Below are 23,422 nucleotides of genomic sequence, written 5' to 3'. Positions count from 1 at the left end.
GGCCGACCCGCCATGAAAGATCTGCGTATCTCCTTAGTCCAGGGCGCGACCCGCTGGCACGACCCGGCCGGCAATCGCGAGTATTACGGTCATCTGCTCGCCTCGCTGCGCGGCATCACCGACCTGGTGCTGCTGCCGGAAACCTTCACCAGCGGTTTCAGCAACGAGGCCATCGGCAACGCCGAAACCATGGACGGGCCGACCGTGGCCTGGATCCGCGAGCAGGCCGCCCGGCTCGGCGCCGCGGTGACCGGCAGCGTGCAACTGCGCACCGACGAGGGCGTGTTCAACCGGCTGCTGTTCGCCACGCCCGACGGTGGGCTGCAGACCTACGACAAGCGCCACCTGTTCCGTTACGCCAAGGAACACGAGCGCTATGCCGCCGGCCGCGAGCGCCTGACCGTGGAATGGAAGGGCTGGCGGATCTGTCCGCTGGTCTGCTACGACCTGCGGTTCCCGGTGTTTTCGCGCAACCGTTTCGATGTCGAGCGCCCCGGCGCGCTGGATTTCGACCTGCTGCTGTACGTGGCCAACTGGCCGTCGGCGCGCGCCTACCCGTGGAAGACCCTGCTGCGCGCGCGCGCGATCGAAAACCTGTGCTACGTCGCCGGCCTCAACCGCGTCGGCGACGACGGCAACGGCCTGCACTATGCCGGCGACAGCGCGGTGATCGATTTCCTCGGCCATGCGGTGAGCGAATGCACCGACGAAGAAGTCGTGGTCACCACCACCTTGCAGGCCGCCGAACTGGCCGCGCACCGCGAGCGTTTCCCGGCGATGCTGGATGGGGATCGGTTCGAGCTGGCGTGAGTGGATGCGGTGCTCACCTATACCCGCTGTAGGAGCGACGCAAGTCGCGACCGCGACATCACAGTTACCTCGTCAGCGCGATGTCGCGGTCGCGACTCGCGGCGCTCCTACAGTCGGTGCCCGATCAATTGACCCGGTCGTGGACCTGCAACCCCTGCGCCGCATCGGCGGCGTCGTAACGCACGGTGACATTGCGACTGGGTTCGCCGCCATGCGCCGGACGCACCAAGGTGGCGCGCACCGAGCCGTCGGGTTGGTCTTCGCGCTTCAACCCTTCCAGCGGTTCCAGGCAGGACGCGATCCGGTAGGTGTCGTTCTTGCGAACCTCCAGCTTGTCGTTCAAGGCCAGCCAGATTAGATCGGTTTCCACGCCCTTACCGCAGGGGCCGTCGGCCGGGCCGGTGCCGCTGCGCGAATCGACCGAGAGCAGGATGTAGCGTTCCTTGCCCGGGCCGGAGTCGGCGATCAAGGTCTGGCCCTGGATCGGCCCCTTGATCGAGGCGACCTTCCACAGCAGCAAGGGCTTGCGCTGCGAACCGACGATCGCGACCACGTCGCGATTGCGCGAATCGGGTTGCAGGCTCAGGCCATTGGCCGGTTCGGCCTGAGCGATGGACAGGCCCGCGAACAGACAGGCGGACAGGACGAAACGGGCGGGCGCGGTGAGTGTCTTCATCCGCCGAATGTACGCCGTCCCCGCGCCGCGCGCGCGAGCCACCGCCAAAACGACGCATCGCCGCCAAGTTTCAATTGCGCTTCCCGCCCGTGAAGGCGGCGGGCCGGATTTGTTCCGGCCCCACGCGAATCGACGAAGCGGGCCTGGCAGCTCGACGCGCGGCCTCGTAGACCTCAAGCCCGCGACACCCGCCTCAATACGTTTCCGACGAGCGCGGCGCACGCGCCGGCTCATCGTCTTCGCGCGAGCCGCGCTTGTGGAAATACACCTGCTCGGCGGCCCAGCGCAGCGGCGCGGAATGCAGCAGCAGATCGAACGGCCAGTCGAACTGGAAACGGTCGAAGGCCCAGCGCAGGGCGCGCTTGCGGCGGAACCGCGGCGCGCTGTCGCGGGCCACGATTTCCGGCGCCGGTCCGTGGCCGAGCGCGTGCAGCGCGATCGCCTGACCCAGGGTTTCGCCGTGTGCCCAGGCCGAGTGGATGCCGCCGGCGGTGACCGGCGAGACGATGCCGGCGGCGTCGCCGGTCAGCATCACGCCGTCGCGCGCCAGCGGAAACACCGGGCCGCCGCAGGGGATCAGGCCGGCGCGGGTCGCGCTCGGACGCAGTTGCGGATCCAGCCCGACCGCGGCGCCGACGCGGGCGAGGAAGCCGTCGATATCGGGCACGCGAGCGCGCTCGGGATCGTGGCGCAGCGCCAGGCCCGCCTGCACGCCGGTCGGGTTCTGCGCGATCCAGCCGATGTAGCCAGGCGCATAGCGCTTGCTGACGAAGCAGTGCAGGGCGCCGGATTCGGGCAGCGACAGGCCGGGGAATTCGTATTCGATGCCGTAGAGGAATTCGCGCGTGCGGCCCAGCCCGGCGCGCTCGGCGACGCGCGATTTGGCGCCGTCGGCGCCGACCAGGAAACGGCACCGGCCGACCCCTTCGACCCGCCAACCGTCGCCGTCGCGTTCAGCCTGATTGAACGACGCGCCCAGGCGCAGGTCGACGCCGTGGCGGACCAGTTCCTGCGCCAGCCAGCGCATCAGCCGCGGGGTGTCGGTGGTGAGGAAGTAATAACCCGGCGCGCTCAACGCCATGCTGCGCAGATTCGGCGAATACAGCCGCACGCGTTCGACCCGATGCACGCACCCGGCCGGCGCGCGGCTCAGCCAGGTCTGCTCGGCGGCCTCCTTGACCACGATGCCGGTGGTGCGCAGCTTGTCGCCGGGATCGCGCTTGCGCTCGAGCACCACCACGCGCAGCCCCGCGCGCGCCGCGGCCAAGGCGCAGGCGGCGCCGGCGAAACTGGCGCCGACGACGACCAGATCGCAATCGTAACGGCCGGTATCGGAGTTCATGGACGCACCTTGTCGTGGGAGTTGCGACGCAGTGTGGGAGCGCAGTACGAAGCGCGTATGGGGGCTGTGTGAAGTGTGTGGCTCGCGCATTCACCCATCCCTGTGCATCCGCTTTTGCTGTTCCCCCTTTGGAAAAGGGGGGCAGGGGGGATTCGCTTTTCGCCCCAAGCCAAAGCGAATCCCCCGCGCTCCGCTTAACGCATAGAAACGAACTTGCGCCGGGCGCGTGCCCCCTTTTCCAAAGTGGGCAATGGTTTGCGCGTGTCCGGTTTCGTTCTATCGCAGACGACGATTCATGACGAACTGCGATCACCGGCATACGCGAATGCATCGATGGCCATCTTCAACGAAGCCAACGCCGCATCCGATGACGCATCGCAGGCCGCGCGCACGATCGCGCCGTCCACCGCGATCGCCAGCGCCTGCGCGCGAGCCTCGCGATCCTCGCTCGCCGGCAGCAATTCGGCGATGCGGGCCTGCATCTGCCGTTTGTGGTCGCGTGCGCGCTGCACTGCTTCGGGCAGCACCGGGCCTAGTTCGGCGACGGTGTTGATGAAGGCGCAGCCGCGGTACTGCGGATGGGCGAACCATTCGGCCATCGTCGGCAGCAGCGCCGCCGCGTCGGCGCCGAAACGATGCAGGGCCCCGTCGAACCAGGTCATCCAGCGTTGATGGCGATAGTCCAGGAACGCCAGGATCAGGTCGTTCTTGCTCGGGTAATGCCGGTACAAGGTCACCTTGGTCACGCCGGATTCGGCGATCACCCGGTCGATGCCGGTCGCGCGAATGCCTTCCAGGTAGAACAGGTCGTGCGCGGTCTGCAGGATGCGCTCGCGCGCGGAAGGCGCATCGGCGAGGCGGGCGGAGGCGGTCGGTTTTCGGCTCATGCCGCGATCGTAGACCGCTTCGTCTGCCTTTTCCATTCGCAGTAGACAAACCTGTCCACATTGATTAATGTTATGTAGACCGATCTGTCTACATGCCTGAGGAGCCGTCATGGAAACCCGTCCCCCGTTGCCGCCGTTCACGCGCGACAGCGCGATCGAGAAAGTCCGCCTGGCCGAAGACGGCTGGAATTCGCGCGATCCCGAACGGGTCGGGCTGGCTTATTCGCTGGACACGCGCTGGCGCAACCGCGCCGAATTCGTCGAGGGCCGCGACGCGGCGGTGGCGTTTCTGCGGCGCAAGTGGAACCGCGAGCTCGAGTACCGGCTGATCAAGGAACTGTGGGCGTTCGAAGGCCGGCGCATCGCGGTGCGTTTCGCCTACGAGTGGCGCGACGATTCGGGGCAGTGGTATCGCAGCTATGGCAACGAGAACTGGGAATTCGGCGACGACGGGCTGATGCGGCTGCGTCTGGCGAGCATCAACGACCGGCCGATCGCCGAGAGCGAACGTCGCTTCCATTGGCCGCAGGGCCGCCGGCCGGACGATCATCCCGGCTTGAGCGAATTAGGGATGTAGTCGTTGCCGGACGGAGCGACTGTAGGAGCGGCGCAAGCCGCGACCGCGAATTCGCGGCAACATCGCATGCGACGACATGACGACGTATCCGCGCCAGGAATGCAGTCGTTCCCGCACGGAGCGACTGTAGGAGCGGCGTAAGCCGCGACCGCGTATCCGCGGCAACGTCGCATGCGACGACGTATTCGCGCTGGGGCGTAGTCGTTGCTGGGCGAAGCGACTGTAGGAGCGGCGCGAGCCGCGACCGCGAATTCACGTCAACGTCGTATGCGACGAAGTGCCGACGTATCCGCAGCAACGTCGCATGAGACAAAGCAACGACGCCGGTGTGGATTCGCGGTCGCGGCTTGCGCCGCTCCTACAGGGATCGGTTACGCGACGGGATTAAAGTCAATCCGCGCCCAGGCCCGCATACACCGCATCGCGCAGATCAATCGTGAATTCGCCCTGCATGCCTTCGATGGCGGTGTTGGTCAGCGCGACCACGCTCAACCGGCGCTGCGGGTCGACGAACCACGAGTGGCCGTACACGCCGCCCCAGGCGATGGTGCCCGGCGACTGCGGCGTGTTCGTCGCGAGCGGGTCGTTCAACAACGCCCAGCCGTAGCCATAACCCCAGCCCGGATCCAGGCCTTCGATCGGCGCGGGCACCTGCTCGCGCATCATCGCCGCGACCGATTCGCGCTGCAGGATCGCGCCGCCGCCCTGGCGCAGGGTTTCCAGCAGGGTCAGCACGTCGGCGGCGGTACCGGCCATGCCGGCGCCGCCGGACGGATACGAGGCGGGGTGTTCCAAGCGGCTCGGCGCATAGCGCAGCACCGTGTCGAACAAGGGCACGGTGGCGCCGTCGAGCATGCGCGCGGGCCGGCGCGAGCCGTCGGCGGCCACGCCGTCGGTGTACGGCGTGGCGGTGCGGCGGTGATCGGCGATGTGGAAGCCGGTGTCGTGCAGCGACAGCGGCGCGGTGATCAACTCTTCGATCAGTTTCGGCAGCGGCGTGCCGGTCGCGCGCGCGATCGCTTCGCCGAGCACGTCGATCCCGATCGAATACTTGAAGCCCTGGCCGGGCGGAAAGCGCAGCCGCGCTTCGCCGATCCGGCGCAGGTTTTCCTCGATGCCCAGGCCCGGCTGATCGAAGCCGTCGGAAATATCCAGGGTGTCGTAATCGCCGCCGGGCGCTTCGCCGAAGCGATAGCTCAGGCCCGAGGTGTGGCTTAGCAATTGGCGCAGGCTGATCGCCGGCGCGGTGCCGTCGGCCAGGCGCGGGCGGAACCGCGGCAGCCATTGGGTGACCGGTGCGTCGAGGTCGATGCGGCCTTGTTCGGCCAGTTTCATCGCCGCGGCGGCGACGAAGGGCTTGGTCACCGAGGCCAGCAGGAAGATCGCGTCCTCGCGCATCAGCCGGTCGGATTCGCGATCGGCCAGGCCGGCCGCGCGGTGATAGACCGGCACGCCGTCGCGGGCGATCAGCACGACCGCGCCGATCAGCCGCCGCTCGGCGATGGCGCGGTCGATCGCATCGTCGACGCGGTCGCGCAGCACGGTGGGGGCGGGCGGTTCAAGCGCGGCGAGCGACTCGATCGGGGCGGAAGCGGGCAGATTCATGGGGGGATTGCCTATGCCAACGGAAAGACAGTGCGAAGCTGGTTGCGGCTTCGCCGGCTACAAGCGGTGACGGTGAAACACTGCCATGCCGCGCGCGGGATTGTGGTTAAGCGTGGCGTGGCGCAGGTGATTGCAGGGTAGGGCGCGGGGTTTACCGAATGCGGACAGTCGGTTTGCCGATGGGGTGCTCGCAGGGCGTGCGTCGCAAGCATGGGGATGCGGCTTCCGGCGCAGCTTGCGTCGTTGCCGGGATGGCGCGGTCGCGGCTTGCGCCGCTCCTACAGGTAGCCCATGTGGCTTTCGGCAAGTTGGCGACGGTCACTGTAGGAGCGGCGCGAGCCGCGACCACGTCACTTGAACCACGGCGCAAACCAAGGTCGTGCGTACCTGCAGCAGAGCGGCGGTTTGAGCGCGACGTCCAAAAGAAAAGGGCGCCGAAGCGCCCTTGTCTTTAAGTCACTGCGATCGCCGGCGAATCCGCGGGCCTCGCATCAGCCTTCGCGACCTCAGCCGCGCGGACCGCGACCGCCGCCGGGACGGCCGCCACCGCGCGGACCGCCCGGACGCGGCGCGCCGCCCGGCGGACGGTTGCCGCCGGGACGCGCATTGCCGGCCGGACGCGGACCGCCCGGGCCGCCGGGACGACCGCCCGGCTTGCCGCCGGCCGGACGCGGGCCGTTGTTGTTGCGTGCCGGGCGCTCGCTGCCGTAAGGCGTAAAGCCCGGATTGGCGTGATCGGACGGGAAGCTCGGCGCGTTGCCCGGGTGACCGTAGGGACGCGAGCTGCGCTGACCCTGGCCTTGTCCCTGACCGCCGCCGCTGCGGCGCTCGCCGTAGGGGCCGTTGCCGCCGCCGGTGGTGTTGCCGTTGCGATCGCCGCCGAAGCCGCCGCCTTGCGCACGGCCGCGACCGGCACCCGCGCCGGCACCGGCCGGGCCGCGACCGGCGCCGCCGCCGGGCTTGCCGGCGTAGGGCTTCTTGCCGCGACCGTCGGGATTGCGATGGCCGCTCGGGCCGGTCTCGACGCCTTCGGGCACGTACCAGGTGCGGAACGCCGCCGGGTTGCCGTCGGGCAGCGAGTTGGCGCCCTTGTCCTTGCGCTGCTTGAACGGCTTCTGCGACTGGCGCGCCGCGGCTTCGCCGCTGACGGTCAGGCCGCCGGGCTTGCGCGGACCGCCTCGGCCGCGGCCGTTGCGGTCTTCGCGCACGTGGTCGAAGCGACGCAGTTCGCGGCCTTCGTCGGCGGTGTTGTGGCCGCCGACATAACCGGCCGAACGCTCGTTGCCGGACAGATGCACGGTCGACTTGGCCGCCTTGCGTTGGCCGATCACCGGCTGCAGGGTCAGCGCCGACGGGGTGCCGTCTTCCAGGCCGAGGTTCGCGCGCAGCGCGTCGACCTTGTCGTTGACCAGTTCCTGCGAGTGGCCGCGCAGCAGTTCGCGCGGCAGCGACACGGTGCCGTAGCGGATGCGCTTGAGCCGGCTGACCTGGCAGCCCTGCGATTCCCACAGACGGCGGACTTCGCGGTTGCGGCCTTCCTTGACCACGACCCGGAACCAGTCGTGCGAGTCGCTGCCGCCGATGCGTTCGATTTCGTCGAACTTGGCCGGGCCGTCGTCGAGCGAAACGCCGCGGGCGAGGCGGTCGACCAGGTTGTCGGGCACGGTCTCCTGGCCTTCGGGGGCGCGCACGCGGCAGACGTATTCGCGCTCGACCTCGAAGGAGGGATGCATCAGCGCGTTGGCCAACTCACCGTCGGTGGTCAGCAGCAGCAGGCCGGTGGTGTTGATGTCGAGGCGGCCGATCGCGATCCAGCGCGCGCCCTTGAGCGCGGGCAGCGAATCGAAAATGGTCGGCCGGCCTTCGGGATCTTCGCGGGTGGTGACTTCGCCTTCGGGCTTGTTGTACATCAGCACGCGCGAGGGTTCGGTCAGCGCGCTGGCGACGAAGCTGCGGCCGTCGAGTTCGATCTTGTCGCCGCCCTTGATGCTCATGCCAACCTGCGCGGTCTCGCCGTTGACCTTGACCAGGCCGTCGGCGATGCGCTGTTCCAGCGCGCGGCGCGAGCCCAGGCCCGCTTGCGCGAGGACCTTGTGCAGGCGTTCTTCCAGGCGCGGCGCTTCGGGGGCCGCGCTGTCACCGCTGCGCTTCAAAGAGAGCTTGCGGGGTTTTTCGTCAGTCATTTCTGTTGCTCCGGCTGGTCGTCTTCGGACTCAGCCTCAAGTTCCGGAACGGTCGTCGTCTCGACGGCGTGTTGGTCTTGCTCGTGATCGTTCGCGTCCGCCGCGCGCTTGCCCGGCGCGGCTTCGGGGTCGTCCGACAGGACGGTATGTTCGTTGGCATCTTCGGCGTCGGCGGGCTCGGGCTCGTCGGCGTCGTGGGATTGGGGGTGGTGCTCGTCGCTGGCGGGTGCGTCGGCGACGGTTTCATCGGTCTCGGAAGCGGCGGTGTCGCCCGCATCGTCGGCGCCGTGCGCCTCGGCGGTTTCGCCGGCGGTGGCCGGGGCCGCGTGGGCTTCATCGGCGTGGGTGTCATCGATCTGGGCGGCGCCGGATTGCGCGGCCGCGTCTGCATCGTCTTGCCCGGATTGGTCGGAAGGCGCATCGGCGTGGCCGAGGGCTTCGTCGTTGGCCGCGGCGGCGATTTCGCCATCCTGTGATTCGCCCTCGGCATTCGCCTGCTCGCTGTTGCCCGCCTCATCGCCGCCGCCGATGCCGCCGGCCGCGATCGCTTCGGCGCCGAACTGCAGCTGCGGCTCGAGTTCGCCGATGTCCTTGAGCTCCGACAGCGGCGGCAGCTCGTCCAGGCGCTTGAGGCCGAAGTAGTCGAGGAAGGCCTTGGTGGTGCCGAACAGCGCCGGCTTGCCGGGCACGTCGCGGTGGCCGACCACGCGGATCCACTCGCGCTCTTCCAGCGCCTTGATGATGTTGCTGCTGACCGCCACGCCGCGGACCTGTTCGATCTCGCCGCGGGTGATCGGCTGGCGGTAGGCGATCAGCGCCAGGGTTTCCAGGGTGGCGCGGGTGTAGCGGGTCTGGCGCTCGGTCCACAGGCGCGCGACCCACGGATGCACGTCGGCCTGGACCTGGAAGCGGAAGCCCGAGGCCAGTTCGACCAGTTCCACCCCGCGATCGGCGCAGCCTTCGCGCAGGATCTGCAGCGCGGTCTCGACGCTGTCGGCCGGGGCCGGCTGGTCCTCGGGGAACAGCGCATGCAATTGCGCCAGCGTCAGCGGCTGGGTGGCCGCGAGCAGGGAGGCTTCGACGATGCGGGTAACGAGGAGTTGGTCCATGGAGCCGGGATTCGGGATTCGGGAGTAGGGATTCGTGCGGTGGTTCGCGGGCGGCGGATCAGCGCCGGCCGGTCGGGCGTGAAGCGGACGTGCCCGATGGCGCGGGGCGCGGTGCTGCGGGTGGCGATGGCGTGCCGGGCGCTGGCGAGGTCCGGTGTGCGGACAGTCGGGCGCGGGCGATCACGAGGCGCGGTCGTCGTTGGCGGCGTCGTCGAACTCGCTGCTCAGTTCGATCTCGTCGGGGTCCTTCATCAGAGCCAGGGACTTGACGTAGATCGGCGCCGGCGGCTTGGTCGCGCCCGAATGGGCGTCGTCGGGCAGCTCCTGGACGATCTCGATCAGTTGTTCCTTGGCCAGGGTCAGCAGGCCCAGGAACGTCACCACCACCCCGAGCTTGCCTTCCTCGGCCGTGAACAGCGATTCGAACCGGTGGAACACGCCGTCGCTCATGCGGGTGAGCAGCTCGCCCATGCGCTGGCGCACGCTCAGCGCATCGCGCTTGATCGCATGCTGGGTGTACAGCTCGGCGCGCTTGAACACGTCGTGCAGGGCCAGCAGCATTTCCTTCAGGTCGACCGGCGGCGGCAGCTTGACCGAGGCCCGGTCCGGCACGAAGGCCTGCACCGGCACGGTGTCGCGGTCCTGACGGGGCAGGGCGTCGATGTCCTCGGCGGCCTGCTTGAAGCGCTCGTATTCCTGCAGGCGGCGGACCAGCTCGGCGCGCGGGTCTTCCTCGATGCCTTCTTCGTTGGGCGCGCGCGGCAGCAGCATGCGCGATTTGATCTCGGCCAGGATCGCGGCCATGACCAGGTATTCGGCGGCCAGCTCGAAACGCATCTCGTGCATGGCCTGGATGTAGTTGACGTATTGCTTGGTGATCTCGGCGACCGGGATGTCGAGGATGTCCAGGTTCTGCCGGCGGATCAGGTACAGCAGCAGGTCGAGCGGGCCTTCGAAGGCTTCCAGGATGACTTCCAGCGCGTCCGGCGGGATGTACAGGTCCTGTGGGATCTGCAGCACCGGCTGGCCATGCACCACCGCCAGCGGCATTTCCTGCTGCTGAGGCGCGGTCGGGCCCGGGTTTGGCCCCACATTGGATTCGGTCGCGGCGAGCGCGGATTCGTTGGTCATTCGAGACCGGCCCCTCCGGGCCGTGGGCACTGCTGTTGCGACGATGCATGCGGCGCCGGGCCGCATCGGAACGCACGCGGTCCGGTCGTGCAAGACCGGATCGAAGCGTCCCTACGGGTGCTACGGACCACTCATAAAAGGCGGGTGCTTGGCCCGAACGGCCCCGGCCTGCCCGACACGCGGGGCGTGGCGGCGTAAGACTGAAGGGGGTTGCGGGCGCGGACCGGTGCTCTGCAGCGATGCACTGCGTACTGGCGCACCGATGATGTGCGGGGAAGTACGGGTGCGGACGTGGCGACGGTGTGGGGTTCCGGTCGCGACGGGGCTTGCTGCATCCGGCCTGACGGCAATTGAGGTTTAGGGTAAGGGCTGGGGGCGGCAGTGTCCAGCGCCGGTATGAATGCCGCGGCCCGCGCGGCTGTCCGCAACGGGCGAGTGTTCAGCCCCGATCGGTCGGGTTCGGCCCGTGGGAGGGGCCGGTCGAAGTCGGCGCCGCCGCCGGCCAAATCTGTCCGCAACCGCATTAGACTGACGTCTGGGGTAAATAAGGGACCGGGGACGCACGATGAAACCAGCAAGGACCGCCATCGCCGTATTGGTGTTGGCACTCACGGCCTGTAAAGCGGCTGCACCAGAAGCACCCGCCGCGCCAGCGCCGGCCGCGCCCGCCGCGGCGCCTGCAACGACCGCCGCTCCGGCGCCCGCGCCCACCGCCGCCGCGCCGACCGCCGCGCCCGCGGCTCCGGCCGTGCAGTTACCGCCCGAGGCCTGCGTCAAGAGCGAGGACGGCTTCGCCAGCTTCTTCGAGCAGTTCGTCTACGAAGCGCCGGTGCGCGCGGCCTACAGCGCGCCGACCGTGGAAGTGCGCGACATCAAGGACCCGGCCAAGTTGTTGGGTTCCGAGCAGCCCGGCCCGTTCCGGATCGCGATGGTCGACAACCAGTGGTCCTACAACGAACCGGGCAAGGACGCCGGCCAGTTCGCCCGGGTCAAGATGGACCGCACGCTCAACGGCGACCGCATGCGCGTGGATTTCGTCAAGGCCGAGTTCTCGCCCGACGAGGAAGTGACCAAGACCCTGGGCAAGCCCGAAGCCTACGTATTCGAATTCAAGCAAGGCTGCTGGCAACTCACCCAGCAGCTGCGCTGATCCCGTCCCGCCTGCTCGACCCAGGCGGGGCCGTACCGATCCCTGGATCACAGCAGTTCGCAGCAACGCAGGCCTCGAATACATCGCGGGCATGCGCGCCCAAATCTGAAGTTCATCGACAAGGAGAAGTACGATGCCCAATTACAAGATCGTCGAATCGGTCGGCAGCGGCGTCCAGCACGTCCACGACTACGAAGACATCGAGCGTCACCACCCCAGCCGCGGCAACGAGCGCGGCCGCGTCTACGGCACGGTCAACGGCGAGCGCGAAGAGCTGCTCGGCAACTACGCCGGCACCCCGACCGTCTCGCGCGACGGCGATTACTACGTGTCCAAGGATTTCGTGCTGCAGGCCGGCAATTCCTCGGCGGTGAAGGTGCCGGCGGTGGCCAACGGCTACATCGGCCGCATCGATCCCAGCGACGGCATCGTCCAGATATACGACAAGCCGGCCAACGATCCCAGCCGCGAGATGATCGCCCAGTACCGCCACATGGACCTGCGCAATACCGAACTGAAGGTCGGGCAGCACGTCGAATACGGCCAGCCGCTCGGCATCCAGGGCGGCTTCAACAACGGCAACCCGAACGCGTTCGGCAAGCACGTCCACATCGACATCAACACCAGCTACCTGCCGCAGATGGAGCGCTACGTGCGCGACATGGACAGCGGCGCGATCACCACCGACAAGCGCCCGCCGCACCAGGAAAACGCCACCGGCCACACCCAGGTCAGCAACGTCTCCGGCAACGGCCGCAACGTGCACAGCCCGGGCGGCGCCGGTTCGACCACGGCCGCCGCGCCGATGGCCGACGGCGTGCTGCGCAAGGACGAGCACGGTCCGGAGGTGAAGGCGCTGCAGGAACGGCTCAACGCGCTGGGTTACAAGGATGCGCAGGGCCATGCGCTCGGCACCGACGGCAAGTTCGGCAAGCACACCAAGGAAGCGGTCGAAGCCTTCCAGCGCGACCACAAGCTCGACGTAGACGGCATCGCCGGTCCGGACACGCTCAAGGCGCTCAAGGCCGCGCAGCCGAATCATGCCCACCCGCATGCCGATCCGAAGACCGCCGACCCCAAGACCGTCGGCAACGTCGATCCGGCCGTGCGCGGCCCGCTGCTGTCGGACGCCGCGCATCCGAACAACGCGATGTACAAGCAGGCGGTCGAAGGCCTGGAGAAACTCGGCCCGCAGGCCGGTTTCAAGGACCACGCCGCGCTCGAGCGCGCCGCGGCCACCTTGACCTACGACGCGCGCGTGAGCGGTCTGAACAAGATCGACCACGTCGTCCCCAACGCCAACGGCACCGGCCTGTTCGCGGTGCAGGGCGAACTGGGCAACCCGGCCAGCCATCGCGCCTTCGTCAATAAAGAGCAGGCGACCCAGCAGACGATCGAGCAATCGACCCAGAAGCTGCAGCAGGACGTGCCGCAGCAGACCCAGCAGCCGGCGCAGCAGCCGCAGCAGGCGAAATCGATGGTGGCGTAAGCCGCTGTCGCTCGTCGGTGTTATCGACGGCCCGCATCGTGACGATGCGGGCCGTTTGTTTTGCGATCGCCGCGTCGCGGTTGTCTGCCTTCGTCGCGGGCGAGCGCGCATGCGACGCTCGCATGGCTGTGGACACAGCGAGCCGACCGATCCGGTCCGGATCGACACGTAGACGCGGATGTATCATGAGCGCGCCTGACGCAGGCGACGATGGCGGCCGCCATCGCTGGAATTCACAGGGGCGGCGCCGCGCGCGACGTCTCGCGAAGAGGGCTTATGTGGTATCTGATCGAAGGCTACGACTTCCCCGACGCGCTGCCCAAGCGCGGCGCTTCGCGCCCGGCGCATCTTGAACGACTGACCGCGCTGCGCGATCAAGGCCGTCTGCTGCTCGCCGGCCCGTGCCCGGCGATCGATGCCGAAGACCCGGGTCCGGCCGGTTTCAGCGGCAGTCTGATCGTCGCCGAATTCGAATCGCTCGACGCCGCGCGCGCCTGGGCCGATGCCGATCCGTATGTCGCCGCCGGCGTGTACGAGCGGGTCGAGGTGCGTCCGTTCCGCAAGGTGCTGCCGTGACCTTGCCGCGCGATCAGCGCGTCGCCGCGATCCGCGCGGCGATCGAGGCCGCGTTGGCGCCGACCGCGCTGGAGATCGAAGACGAAAGCCATCGTCATGCCGGTCACGCCGGCGCCCAGGACGGGCGCGGTCATTTCCGCGTCGCCGTGGTCAGCGCGGCGTTCGCCGGGCTCGCGCCGATCGCGCGCCATCGCGCGGTGTACGCGGCGGTCGGCGAGTTGATGACCACCGACATCCACGCGCTGTCGATCAGCGCGCAGACGCCCGAGGAAGCGGCGCGGTCGTAAGCGGTGGATCGGGCAGGGCGGTGCGCGGAATGCGACGTCGGTCGGATCCCACGCTCGCGGCCGATGACACCATCGTCGTCGTGTCGGCATGCGTGCACGGTTCGCGTACCGACTGATCGCACCGACATGCCATCGCCTATCGCGTGGCGTGTTCGTCGCTCACCATGACGGCACTTCGTGCTGCATCGCAGCACGCCGCGGTCCAGCGCGGACGCCCTAAGCGCTTTACATAACAAGCGCTTTACACTCGTTCTTGAAAACGTTTACAGTCGTCCCACTTTCCAACCGCGAGGGGCGGCCAGGACAGTGGTGAGCGTGACGATCAAAGATGTCGCCCGCGCGGCCCAAGTGTCGGTGGCGACCGTATCGCGGACCTTGAACGGCCACGGCAACGTGGCCGAGGACGTGCGTCGGCGCGTGCTCGCGGTCGCCAACGACCTGCGCTACACGCCGCATGCCGCGGCCCGCAGCCTCAGCAGCCGGCGTACCCACACTTTGGGCGTGGTGCTGCCCGATCTGCACGGCGAATTCTTTTCCGAACTGGTGCGCGGCGTCGATCTGGTCGCGCGCGAACACCGCCTGCATCTGCTGGTGTCGAGCTATCACGGCCGACCGGACGAGCAAGTCGCCGCCTTGCGCGCGATGCGCGGCCGGGTCGACGGCTTGCTGGTGATGTCGCCGTACGCCGCCGCGCAGGTGTCGATCGTCGAGGAACTGGCCTCGGCGCTGCCGGTGGTGCTGATCAACACCCAGGACGCGTCGCCCGACGTGCTGTCGCTGAGCGTGGACAATTACGGCGGCGCCCAGGCCATGACCGAGCATCTGGTCGCCTGCGGTCATCGCCGGATCGCCTTCATCGCCGGCCCCGAAGACAATTTCGACGCCCACGAGCGCCTGCGCGGCTACCGCGAAGCGCTCGCGCGTCTGCTGCCGGATGCGTCCGAATGGGTGCTGCCGGGCGCGTTCGACGAAGCCTCCGGCCATGCCGCCGGACAGGCCTTGCTCGCCGCCGGGCAACGGCCCGATGCGTTGTTCGCGGCCAACGACATGATGGCCCTGGGCTGTCTGTTTTCGTTCGTGCAGGCCGGGGTCAAGGTGCCGGACGATATCGCCCTGGCCGGATTCGACGACATCCCGCTGGCCCGTTACGTCCACCCGACGCTCACGACCATGCGGGTCAATATCGCCCAGCTCGGTGCCCGCGCGGCGCGTCTGTTGCTGACGCGTCTGAGCGCGGATACCGGCGTGCAGGAATCGCAACACAACCAAGAAGAACCGCGGCGTAGCGAGCCGTTGCGGCCGGAATTGATCGTGCGCGAGTCGGGAGTTCGCCGAGGGGGCGGTGCCTGATCGCGGCGAAAAAAATTTGGTCGCGCGTGTAAGCGATTACACCAGAACAGCCGCACCACCACGCAACCTTGCAGTACGTGCTCCTTGGAGGGAGGAACGCTCATGAATCAGACCAATCCGCAAACCCCGCAACGCCCCAGATCCGGCTTGCGCTTCGACACCGGCCGCAACCTGCTGGCCTGCGCGCTCGCCAGCTGCCTGGCGATGGCCGCGCCGGTCGCCTTGGCGCAAAGCACCGCCGCGACCATTCGCGGCACGATCAGCGGCAACGCCGGTCCCGCCGCCAACGCCAGCGTGACCGCCACCAACACCGCCAGCGGCCTGGTCCGCAAGGTGCAGACCACCGCCGACGGCAACTACACCCTGGCCGGCCTGCCGCCGGGCACCTACCGCATCGACGTCAACGCCGATGGGCAAAGCAACACCCGCAACGTCACCGTCGCGGTCGGCCAGTCGGCGACCTTGAACCTGTCGACCGGCGGCGTCGCGGAGACCGCGCCGGCGGGCGAGGCGACCGATCTGGACAAGGTCACGGTGACGTCCTCGGCGCTGGCCGAAGTGCGCACCTCCGAGAACGCCACCTACATCTCCAACAAGCAGATCGAATCGCTGCCGCAGGGCACGCGCAACTTCCTCGCCTTCGCCGATACCGTGCCGGGCGTGCAGTTCGTGCAATCGGGCAACGGCTCGACCTCGATCCGCAGCGGCGCGCAGAGCTCCAACGGCGTCAACGTCTACATCGACGGCGTGGGCCAGAAGAACTATGTGCTGCCCGGCGGCGTCGGCGGCCAGGACGACACCCGCGGCAATCCGTTCCCGCAGTCGGCGATCGGCGAGTACAAGGTCATCACCTCGAACTACAAGGCCGAGTTCGACCAGCTCAGCAGCGCCGCGATCACCGCGGTGACCCGTTCGGGCACCAACGAATTCCACGGCGATTTCTTCTGGGATCACACCTCCGAGAAGTGGCGTTCGCCGACCCCGGCCGAAGACAAGTCCGGCAAGAAGACCGACTCGAAGGAAGAGCAGTACGGCATCTCCTTCGGCGGCCCGATCATCCAGGACAAGATGCATTTCTTCGTCGCCTATGAGGCGAAGGAATACAACACGCCGTTCACGATCAAGCCGGGCGAGGGCGTGACCGCCGCGCAGTTGCCGGCGCAGTTCCAATCGCTGGTCGGCGGCGTCAACGCGCCGTTCAAGGAAGACCTGTATTTCGGCAAGGTCGACCTGACCCTCGGCGAAAACCATTATTTCGAACTGACCGGCAAGTACCGCGACGAAACCGAAATCACCGGCGTGGACGGCATCAGCACCGTTCCGTTCGGCACCGCCAAGGACAACAGCGACAAGCGCCTGGACCTGCGTTACCAGTACACCGGCAACGGCTGGCTCAACGATGCCCACATCACCTACGAGGACGGCAGCTACAACCCGCGCGCCAATTCGTTCGGTAACGGCTATGTGCTGACCCGCGCCGACATCAACTCGACCGGCGACAAGCGCGTGCTCAACGCCGGGCCGGGCGAGAATTTCCAGGACAAGGCGCAGAAGGGGTATTCGTTCCAGGACGACCTGACCTTCACCGACCTGCAGTGGCACGGCAGCCACACCATCAAGACCGGCATCAAGTACAAGTCGATCGACATCAGCGCGACCGAGCAGATCCCGTTCAATCCGCAGTTCTTCTACGACATCAATGGCGATCTGGCCTCGCCCTATCTGGTGCGCTTCGGCGCCGGTCTGCCGGGGATCGCCGACGGCAGCGTCAAGTCGAACAACAAGCAGTTCGGCATCTACATCCAGGACGACTGGGAGGTCAACGACAAGCTGACCTTGAACCTCGGCGTGCGCTGGGATTACGAGACCAGCGACGTCTACACCGACTACCGCACGCCGAACGACGTGGTCAATGCGCTCAACAGCCAGGATCCGCGCGCACCGTCCGGGCAGACCTATCGCCAGACGTTGGCGCGCGGCGGCGTCGATCTGAACGATTACATCAGCACCGGCCGCGAACGCAGCAACTTCAAGGACGCGTTCCAGCCGCGCCTGGGCTTCTCCTACGATCTCAACGCCGACCAGCGGCATGTGATCTACGGCGGCGCCGGTCGCGCCTACGACCGCAACATCTTCAACAATCTGCAGCTGGAAACCACCAAGGGCACGTTCCCGACCTATTCGTTCCGGTTCAATCAGCCCGGTCATGCCTGCACGCCGGGCGTCGGCGACTGCCTGGCCTTCAATCCCGGCCTGCTGAGCCGCGAGGCGCTGGAAGCCTTGGTCGCGGCCAATCCGAACACCGGCCGCGAAGTGTTCCTGCTCAACAACGATCTCAAGACGCCGTACTCGGATCAGTACAGCATCGGCATGCGCAACGCGGTGATGATCGGCGAGACCGAATGGCAGACCGACATCGGCGTGTCGCGCATCGTCAGCAAGGACGGTTTCGCGTTCCTGCTGGGCAATCGCAATCCGGACGGCTCGTTCTATCCGGCGCCCGACGCGGTGTGGGGCGCGCCGTTCGGCGCCGGCATTCCCGGATTCGGCCGCGCGCTGATCCTGGGCGTCAACGGCATCGAAACCCGCGCCAACTCGTTGCTGGTCAAGATCGACAAGCCGTACACGCGCGAATCGGGCTGGGGCGTGACCCTCGCGTACACCTTCACCGATGCCGAGGAAAACCGCGAGAACGGCGAGTCGTTCTCGCTCGATCATCCGAACCTGTCCGGGTTCGGCTGGCACGATGCCAAGGGCGTGCCGCGTAATCGGCTGGTCGCAACCGGTATCTACGATGGTCCCTGGGGCCTGACCTTCTCCGGCAAGATGACCCTGGCCAGCCCGACCGGTTACTACTTCGTCAACTGCTCGCAGTCCGGGCCCAACGACAATTTCTGCTTCACCGATCAGTTCAAGCCGGATAAGACCATCGGCTTCAAGCAGCTCGATCTGGCGGTGACCAAGGAGTTCGATACCGGCGCCGGCATCAAGTTCCGCATCCGCGGCGACGTGCTCAACGTCACCAACGCGCGCAACTACAACCAGTACGACACCTTCGCCGGCCGCTTGAACGCGCCGAACGCCAATTTCGGCGATCACCAGGACGGCATCATCCTGCCGACCCGCATGTTCAAGCTGTCGATGGGCTTCAGCTGGTAACCCGCATCCCGGCCGTCCGTTCGCGGACGGCCGGCATCGGCAAAGAACCATGGGCCGCTTCGCCGGTCATAGATAGCGTCACCGGCATCGGGTTCCAATCACAACACAGGGGTTTCGAGTTTCATGCAACGCGCCAAGCCGACAACACGTGCAGTCTCATTCGCTGTTCTGAGCACGTTGCTGCTCGCTTTGTCCGCATGCAAGAAACCCGAGACGCAGTCGCAGACCCAGCCGATCGTCAGTCCGGAGCCGGTGGTGATCGAACCGCTCAAGCAGGAACGGCTGGAACTGCCGCCGTTGTTCCGCGACATCGAAAAACGCACGTTCCAGTTCTTCTGGGACACCACCAACGAACAAAACGGCCTGACCCCCGACCGCTACCCGTCGCGGCCGTTCGCGAGCATCGCCTCGATCGGATTCGCGTTGACCGCGTACCCGATCGGGATCGAGCGCGGCTGGGTCAATCGCACCCAGGCGGTCGATCGCACCTTGACCACCTTGAAGTTCCTGCGCGATCTGCCCAGCGGCCCGCAGCCGACCGGCAAGGGCGCGTACAAGGGCTTTTACTATCACTTCCTCGACATGCAGAAGGGCGAGCGCTTCAACAGCTGGGTCGAGCTGTCGAGCGTGGACACCGGCCTGTTGATGATGGGCGTGCTGTTCACCCAGTCGTATTACGACCGAGACGACCCGCGCGAAAAGGAAATCCGCGACATCGCCGACACGCTGTACAAGCGCGTGGACTGGACCTGGCTGCAGCAGAACAAGCCGCTGATCTCGATGGGCTGGTTTCCCGAGAGCGGTTTCATCAAGCACGACTGGATGGGCTACAACGAGGCCATGCTGTTGTACGTGCTGGCGCTGGGTTCGCCCTCGCACCCGGTCGAGCCGGAAGCCTGGACGGTATGGACGCGCACCTACAACGACGTGTGGGGCGTGTACCAGGGCGAGGAATTCCTGGCCTTCGGTCCCTTGTTCGGCCATCAGTACAGCCATGTCTGGATCGATTTCCGCGGCATCCAGGACGAATACATCCGCGAGCGCGGCATCGATTATTTCGAGAACAGCCGCCGCGCCGCGTACGCGCAGCGCGCGTATGCGATCGCCAACCCGATGAAGTGGGAGGGCTACGGCCCGGAGCTGTGGGGCCTGACCGCGAGCGACGGCCCGCAGCAGACCTTGCAGACCTACCGCGGCGAGCAGCGCCAGTTCCGCCACTATTCGGCGCGCGGCGCCGGCCTGCGCGAGAATTTCGACGACGGCACCATCGCCCCGACCGCGGCGATCGCGTCCCTGCCGTTCGCGCCGGAGATCGTGATTCCGACGACCGTGGCGATGCACGAGCGCTACGGCGAGTACATCTATTCCAGCTACGGTTTCCTGGATTCGTTCAATCCCAGTTTCAACTACGACATTCCGTTGAAGACCGGCCGCCTGGTGCCCGATCACGGCTGGGTCGCCAGCGACTACATCGGCATCGATCAGGGCCCGATCCTGGCGATGATCAGCAACTACCGCAACGAATTCGTCTGGAACGTGATGAAGCGCAATCCCTATATCCGCAGCGGCCTGGAGCGCGCGGGGTTCAAGGGCGGCTGGCTGACGCCGGTGGATGCGCAGGGCAAGGACGCCAAGGACGGCAAGGACAAGAAGGCGGGCGAGGGCGAGGCCAAGGCGGAGGTCAAGCCGGCCGGCACCATGGACCCGGCCACGGCGCGCGCGCTGGGCGAGGCCGAGTCGCGCTCCGGGCGCACCAATGCGCCGGTGAAGCAGAATGCGCCGAAGCCGGAATGACGGCGTGAGCGTGGTGGCGGCTTATGCGTTGGGGTGTGTGCGGACGCTGAGGCGGCGCTTGATGGGCGCGGGTTCGCGCGAGGTCGTGGCCAAGAGCAAATCCCCCCTGGCCGCCCTTTTGCAAAGGGGGGAACTGGGTCGTGGTGGGCGTGGTGGTGGCGCGGGCTACGGGGCGGTACGAGGTTTGATCCTTGTGTGCGCGGTCGTGCTGCTCGGCGGTTGCACGCGGCGCGACGATGGGCGCGAGTTGGTGCGGTTCTGGGCGATGGGCTACGAGGGCGAAGTCGTCACCCAGCTGATTCCGGAATTCGAGCGGCGCAATCCCGGCATCCGGGTGGAAGTGCAGCAACTGCCGATCACCGCCGCGCACGAGAAGCTGCTGACCGCGTTCGCCGGCGATGCCTTGCCGGACGTGTGCGCGATCGGCAATACCTGGGTGTCCGAGTTCGCCTTGCTCGATGCCTTGATCCCGCTCGATCCGCGCCTGGCGCAAACGCCGGGTTTGCAAAGCCGTGATTATTTCGCCGGCGCCTGGGACACCGGCGTGATCGGCGGCACCGTGTACGCGGTGCCGTGGTACGTCGAAACGCGGCTACCGTTCTATCGCCAGGATCTGCTCAAGCAGGCCGGTATCGCGCGGCCGCCGCAGACTTGGGACGAATGGAAGATCGCGATGGCGGCGATCAAGCGCGAGGTCGGGCCCGACCGCTATGCCGCGCTGCTGCCGCTCAACGAAGCCGAGCCGCTGTTGAACCTGGGCATCCAGTCGCCCGATCCGCTGCTGCGCGACGACGGGCGCTACGGCAATTTTCGCAGCCCCGGGTTCAAGCGCGCGCTGACGTTCTATCGCGAAGTCTTCGACAACAAGTGGGCGCCGTTGGCCAGCAATACCCAGATCGCCAATGTGTGGAACGAATTCGGCCGCGGCTATTTCAGTTTCTACGTCAACGGCCCCTGGAACATCGCCGAATTCAAGAAACGACTGCCGCCGCAGCAGCAGGCCTCATGGATGACCATGCCGCTGCCGGGCGAACACGGCCTGGGCGCCTCGGTCGCCGGCGGCGCGAGCTTCGTGCTGTTCCGCAGTTCCAAGCGCCAGGACGCGGCCTGGAAACTGATCTCGTACCTGTCCGAGCCGCAGGTGCAGGTGCGCTTCCACGGCCTGACCGGCAACCTGCCGCCGCGGCGCGCGGCCTGGGCCACGCCGGCTCTGGCCAATGATGTGTACGCGCGCGCGTTCCGCGATCAGCTCGAACGCGCGCGGCCGGCGCCCAAAGTGCCGGAGTGGGAGCGCATCGCGACCGAAATCAAACTGGTCGGCGAACAACTGGCCAACGGGCGCGTCAGCGTGGATCAGGCGGCCGAAGAACTCGATCGCCGCGCCGACCGCATTCTCGAAAAGCGCCGCTGGATGCTCGATCACCAGACCATCAAGACCACGACCGCGCCGGCCGCGAGCAACAAGGAGGGCGGATGAAACCGTCCACCGCCGGCTGGGTGTTCGCCGCGCCCGCATTGACCGTGATCGGCCTGTTCTTCGGCCTGCCGGTGCTGGCCGCGCTGGCGTTGAGCCTGACCGACTTCGATATTTACGCCTTGGCGCATATCGACAACCTGCGCTTCGTCGCTTTCGATAACTACATCAACCTGCTCAACAATCCGCTGTTCTGGCGCGCGCTCGGCAACACGATGTATTTCGTCGTGGTCGGGGTGCCGCTGTCGATCGGCGTGTCGCTGGGCGCGGCCTTGCTGCTGCATTCCAAGCTCGGCTACTTCAAGCCGTTCTTCCGCACCGCGTTCTTCGCGCCGGTGGTGACCACGGTGGTCGCGGTCGCGGTGATCTGGCGCTATCTGTTCCATACCCGCTACGGCCTGGTGAACTGGGTTCTGTCGTGGGCCGGGATCGACCCGATCGACTGGCTCGGCGACCCGCACTGGGCGATGCCGAGCATCATCCTGTTCGCGGTGTGGAAGAACTTCGGCTACAACATGATCATCTTCCTGGCCGGCCTGCAGGCGATCCCGGAAGACCTGTACGAAGCCGCGCGCATTGACGGCGCCAGTCACGGCCGGCAGTTCCGCTACATCACCTTGCCGATCCTCGGGCCGGTGCTGTTGATGGTCAGCATCCTGACCCTGGCCGGCTATTTCCAGTTGTTCGCCGAACCTTACGTCATCACCCAGGGCGGGCCGCTGCAGAGCACGGTCAGCGTGCTGTACCTGATGTACGAGGAAGGCTTCAAGTGGTGGAACCTCGGCAACGCCTCGGCGGTGGCGTTCCTGCTGTTCGTGTTGATGACGGTGGCGACCAGCGGCCTGATGTGGATCGCGCGCCGCAAGGGGGTCGAATGAATCGCGACGGGATGCCGGCCTGGCTGGCCAAGGCGATCGTCAACGGCCTGTTGGTCGGTCTGGCCGCGCTGAGCCTGGCGCCGTTGCTGTGGATGTTCGCGGTCTCGCTGATGCAGCCCGGCGAGGCCAGCGCGTTTCCGCCGCCGCTGTGGTCGTCCAGCCCGACCCTGCACAACTACCACGAACTGTTCGCGCGCATGGGCATGGGCCGCTACCTGTTCAACAGTTTTCTGATCTCGACCCTGGTCACGATCATCGCGGTGCTGCTCAACACCCTGGCCGGTTATGCCTTCGCCAAACTCGATTTCGGCGGGCGCGAGCGGGTGTTCCGTGTGTTGCTCGCGGCGCTGGTGATTCCGGCGCAGGTGTCGATGATGCCGCTGTTCCTGATGCTCAAGCAGATGGGCCTGATCAACAGCTATGCCGGCGCGGTGGTGCCGGGCATGGCCGGCATCTTCGGCATTTTCCTGGTCCGCCAGTACGCGCGCTCGATTCCCGATGAGCTGCTGGAGGCGCCGCGCATCGATGGCGCCGGCGAGTTGCGCATCTTCTTCCAGATCGTCCTGCCGGCGTTGCGGCCGATCCTGGTGACCCTGGCGATCTTCAGTTTTCTGGGCGCCTGGAACGATTTCATGTGGCCGCTGATCGTGCTCAGCGACGAGAACCTGCAGACCCTGCCGGTCGCGTTGGCGTCGCTGTCGCGCGAGCACGTGCAGGACAACGAAATGATGATGGCCGGCTCGGTGGTCACCGTGGTGCCGGTGCTGTTGCTGTTCCTGGTGCTGCAACGCCACTACCTGCAAGGTCTGCTGGTCGGCAGCGTCAAGGGTTGAACCGTCTGCCGCGATGATGCGGCGCGAACAAGGTGAGTGAACTCGATGTCGGAACGCTACCCATCGGTCGTGGCGCGGGTTGTCGCCGCATCGCATCCCGTCGCCGCATCGC

Annotated in this window: 19 protein-coding genes; 12 read left to right on the top strand and 7 right to left on the bottom strand. The window is 67.0% G+C overall.

What is annotated here, in order from left to right:
- The first annotated feature begins 12 nt into the window (after nt 1-12).
- Nucleotides 13-810, top strand: a complete 798-nt coding sequence (locus IEQ11_RS13535) for an amidohydrolase (RefSeq protein ID WP_057921798.1) — start codon at nt 13-15, stop codon at nt 808-810.
- A 124-nt stretch (nt 811-934) separates the two neighbouring features.
- Here the strand turns inward: IEQ11_RS13535 and IEQ11_RS13530 are convergent, their stop codons facing one another.
- The 3 genes from IEQ11_RS13530 to IEQ11_RS13520 all read right to left on the bottom strand — a co-directional run bounded on the left by IEQ11_RS13530 (nt 935) and on the right by IEQ11_RS13520 (nt 3,826).
- Entirely contained in the window at nt 935-1,486 is a 552-nt protein-coding gene (locus IEQ11_RS13530) for a hypothetical protein (RefSeq protein ID WP_096414714.1), read from the bottom strand.
- Between the two features lie 193 nt (nt 1,487-1,679).
- On the bottom strand, nt 1,680-2,828 hold the full coding sequence (locus tag IEQ11_RS13525) for an NAD(P)/FAD-dependent oxidoreductase (RefSeq protein WP_036112957.1): 1,149 nt from the start codon (nt 2,826-2,828) through the stop codon (nt 1,680-1,682).
- A gap of 293 nt (nt 2,829-3,121) precedes the next feature.
- Nucleotides 3,122-3,826 carry a TetR/AcrR family transcriptional regulator gene (locus IEQ11_RS13520; protein WP_247024547.1) on the bottom strand — a complete coding sequence of 235 codons (705 nt, stop codon included), beginning with the start codon at nt 3,824-3,826 and terminating at the stop codon, nt 3,122-3,124.
- Between IEQ11_RS13520 and IEQ11_RS13515 the strand changes: the two genes are divergently transcribed.
- On the top strand, nt 3,825-4,292 hold the full coding sequence (locus IEQ11_RS13515) for a nuclear transport factor 2 family protein (protein WP_046656764.1): 468 nt from the start codon (nt 3,825-3,827) through the stop codon (nt 4,290-4,292). The two genes, IEQ11_RS13520 and IEQ11_RS13515, sit on opposite strands and share 2 nt — an antisense overlap.
- A gap of 390 nt (nt 4,293-4,682) precedes the next feature.
- Here the strand turns inward: IEQ11_RS13515 and IEQ11_RS13510 are convergent, their stop codons facing one another.
- The 4 genes from IEQ11_RS13510 to IEQ11_RS13495 all read right to left on the bottom strand — a co-directional run bounded on the left by IEQ11_RS13510 (nt 4,683) and on the right by IEQ11_RS13495 (nt 10,320).
- Entirely contained in the window at nt 4,683-5,897 is a 1,215-nt protein-coding gene (locus IEQ11_RS13510) for a serine hydrolase domain-containing protein (RefSeq protein WP_191822967.1), read from the bottom strand.
- A gap of 506 nt (nt 5,898-6,403) precedes the next feature.
- A complete protein-coding gene (locus IEQ11_RS13505) occupies nt 6,404-8,080 on the bottom strand; it encodes a pseudouridine synthase (protein WP_046656763.1) in 1,677 nt (558 codons plus the stop codon).
- Nucleotides 8,077-9,189, bottom strand: a complete 1,113-nt coding sequence (scpB, locus tag IEQ11_RS13500; protein WP_191822968.1) for an SMC-Scp complex subunit ScpB — start codon at nt 9,187-9,189, stop codon at nt 8,077-8,079. Before scpB ends, IEQ11_RS13505 begins: the two co-directional genes overlap by 4 nt.
- A 180-nt stretch (nt 9,190-9,369) precedes the next feature.
- Complete coding sequence (locus IEQ11_RS13495; RefSeq protein WP_191822969.1) at nt 9,370-10,320, bottom strand: segregation and condensation protein A; 951 nt, start codon at nt 10,318-10,320, stop codon at nt 9,370-9,372.
- A 748-nt stretch (nt 10,321-11,068) separates the two neighbouring features.
- On the opposite strand from IEQ11_RS13495, the gene IEQ11_RS13490 reads away from it, so the two are divergent.
- The 10 genes from IEQ11_RS13490 (at nt 11,069) to IEQ11_RS13445 (ending at nt 23,310) form a co-directional block, all read left to right on the top strand.
- Entirely contained in the window at nt 11,069-11,470 is a 402-nt protein-coding gene (locus IEQ11_RS13490) for a hypothetical protein (protein ID WP_051547767.1), read from the top strand.
- A gap of 133 nt (nt 11,471-11,603) precedes the next feature.
- Nucleotides 11,604-12,959: a peptidoglycan-binding domain-containing protein gene (locus tag IEQ11_RS13485; RefSeq protein WP_052756252.1), complete on the top strand. Its 1,356-nt coding sequence runs from the start codon at nt 11,604-11,606 to the stop codon at nt 12,957-12,959.
- A gap of 276 nt (nt 12,960-13,235) precedes the next feature.
- Nucleotides 13,236-13,535, top strand: a complete 300-nt coding sequence (locus tag IEQ11_RS13480) for a YciI family protein (RefSeq protein WP_036112979.1) — start codon at nt 13,236-13,238, stop codon at nt 13,533-13,535.
- Between the two features lie 2 nt (nt 13,536-13,537).
- Nucleotides 13,538-13,822: a BolA family protein gene (locus IEQ11_RS13475; RefSeq protein ID WP_191822984.1), complete on the top strand. Its 285-nt coding sequence runs from the start codon at nt 13,538-13,540 to the stop codon at nt 13,820-13,822.
- Nucleotides 13,823-14,131: 309 nt separating this feature from the next.
- Nucleotides 14,132-15,172, top strand: coding sequence for a LacI family DNA-binding transcriptional regulator (locus IEQ11_RS13470; RefSeq protein ID WP_247024545.1), 1,041 nt, complete (start codon nt 14,132-14,134; stop codon nt 15,170-15,172).
- Between the two features lie 102 nt (nt 15,173-15,274).
- Nucleotides 15,275-18,331, top strand: a complete 3,057-nt coding sequence (locus IEQ11_RS13465; RefSeq protein ID WP_191822971.1) for a TonB-dependent receptor — start codon at nt 15,275-15,277, stop codon at nt 18,329-18,331.
- A gap of 123 nt (nt 18,332-18,454) precedes the next feature.
- A complete protein-coding gene (locus IEQ11_RS13460) occupies nt 18,455-20,125 on the top strand; it encodes a glucoamylase family protein (RefSeq protein ID WP_046656760.1) in 1,671 nt (556 codons plus the stop codon).
- A gap of 184 nt (nt 20,126-20,309) precedes the next feature.
- Nucleotides 20,310-21,602, top strand: coding sequence for a sugar ABC transporter substrate-binding protein (locus tag IEQ11_RS13455; RefSeq protein WP_228464896.1), 1,293 nt, complete (start codon nt 20,310-20,312; stop codon nt 21,600-21,602).
- Entirely contained in the window at nt 21,599-22,477 is an 879-nt protein-coding gene (locus IEQ11_RS13450) for a carbohydrate ABC transporter permease (RefSeq protein WP_191822973.1), read from the top strand. The genes IEQ11_RS13455 and IEQ11_RS13450 overlap by 4 nt, the downstream gene beginning before the upstream one ends.
- Entirely contained in the window at nt 22,474-23,310 is an 837-nt protein-coding gene (locus tag IEQ11_RS13445; protein WP_036112987.1) for a carbohydrate ABC transporter permease, read from the top strand. The genes IEQ11_RS13450 and IEQ11_RS13445 overlap by 4 nt, the downstream gene beginning before the upstream one ends.
- Nucleotides 23,311-23,422 lie beyond the last annotated feature (112 nt).

The sequence above is a fragment of the Lysobacter capsici genome, from assembly GCF_014779555.2.
Classification (GTDB): Bacteria; Pseudomonadota; Gammaproteobacteria; order Xanthomonadales; family Xanthomonadaceae; genus Lysobacter; species Lysobacter capsici.
This window is presented reverse-complemented; position numbering and strand designations above follow the sequence as displayed.

Excerpts from the sequence above, each read along its gene's own strand:
- IEQ11_RS13535 (WP_057921798.1), top strand. The coding sequence starts at position 13 with ATGAAAGATCTGCGTATCTCCTTAGTCCAGGGCGCGACCCGCTGGCAC.
- IEQ11_RS13530 (WP_096414714.1), bottom strand. The coding sequence starts at position 1,486 with ATGAAGACACTCACCGCGCCCGCCCGTTTCGTCCTGTCCGCCTGTCTG.
- IEQ11_RS13525 (WP_036112957.1), bottom strand. The coding sequence starts at position 2,828 with ATGAACTCCGATACCGGCCGTTACGATTGCGATCTGGTCGTCGTCGGC.
- IEQ11_RS13515 (WP_046656764.1), top strand. The coding sequence starts at position 3,825 with ATGGAAACCCGTCCCCCGTTGCCGCCGTTCACGCGCGACAGCGCGATC.
- IEQ11_RS13520 (WP_247024547.1), bottom strand. The coding sequence starts at position 3,826 with ATGACGGCTCCTCAGGCATGTAGACAGATCGGTCTACATAACATTAAT.
- IEQ11_RS13510 (WP_191822967.1), bottom strand. The coding sequence starts at position 5,897 with ATGAATCTGCCCGCTTCCGCCCCGATCGAGTCGCTCGCCGCGCTTGAA.
- IEQ11_RS13505 (WP_046656763.1), bottom strand. The coding sequence starts at position 8,080 with ATGACTGACGAAAAACCCCGCAAGCTCTCTTTGAAGCGCAGCGGTGAC.
- scpB (WP_191822968.1), bottom strand. The coding sequence starts at position 9,189 with ATGGACCAACTCCTCGTTACCCGCATCGTCGAAGCCTCCCTGCTCGCG.
- IEQ11_RS13495 (WP_191822969.1), bottom strand. The coding sequence starts at position 10,320 with ATGACCAACGAATCCGCGCTCGCCGCGACCGAATCCAATGTGGGGCCA.
- IEQ11_RS13485 (WP_052756252.1), top strand. The coding sequence starts at position 11,604 with ATGCCCAATTACAAGATCGTCGAATCGGTCGGCAGCGGCGTCCAGCAC.
- IEQ11_RS13480 (WP_036112979.1), top strand. The coding sequence starts at position 13,236 with ATGTGGTATCTGATCGAAGGCTACGACTTCCCCGACGCGCTGCCCAAG.
- IEQ11_RS13465 (WP_191822971.1), top strand. The coding sequence starts at position 15,275 with ATGAATCAGACCAATCCGCAAACCCCGCAACGCCCCAGATCCGGCTTG.
- IEQ11_RS13460 (WP_046656760.1), top strand. The coding sequence starts at position 18,455 with ATGCAACGCGCCAAGCCGACAACACGTGCAGTCTCATTCGCTGTTCTG.
- IEQ11_RS13450 (WP_191822973.1), top strand. The coding sequence starts at position 21,599 with ATGAAACCGTCCACCGCCGGCTGGGTGTTCGCCGCGCCCGCATTGACC.
- IEQ11_RS13445 (WP_036112987.1), top strand. The coding sequence starts at position 22,474 with ATGAATCGCGACGGGATGCCGGCCTGGCTGGCCAAGGCGATCGTCAAC.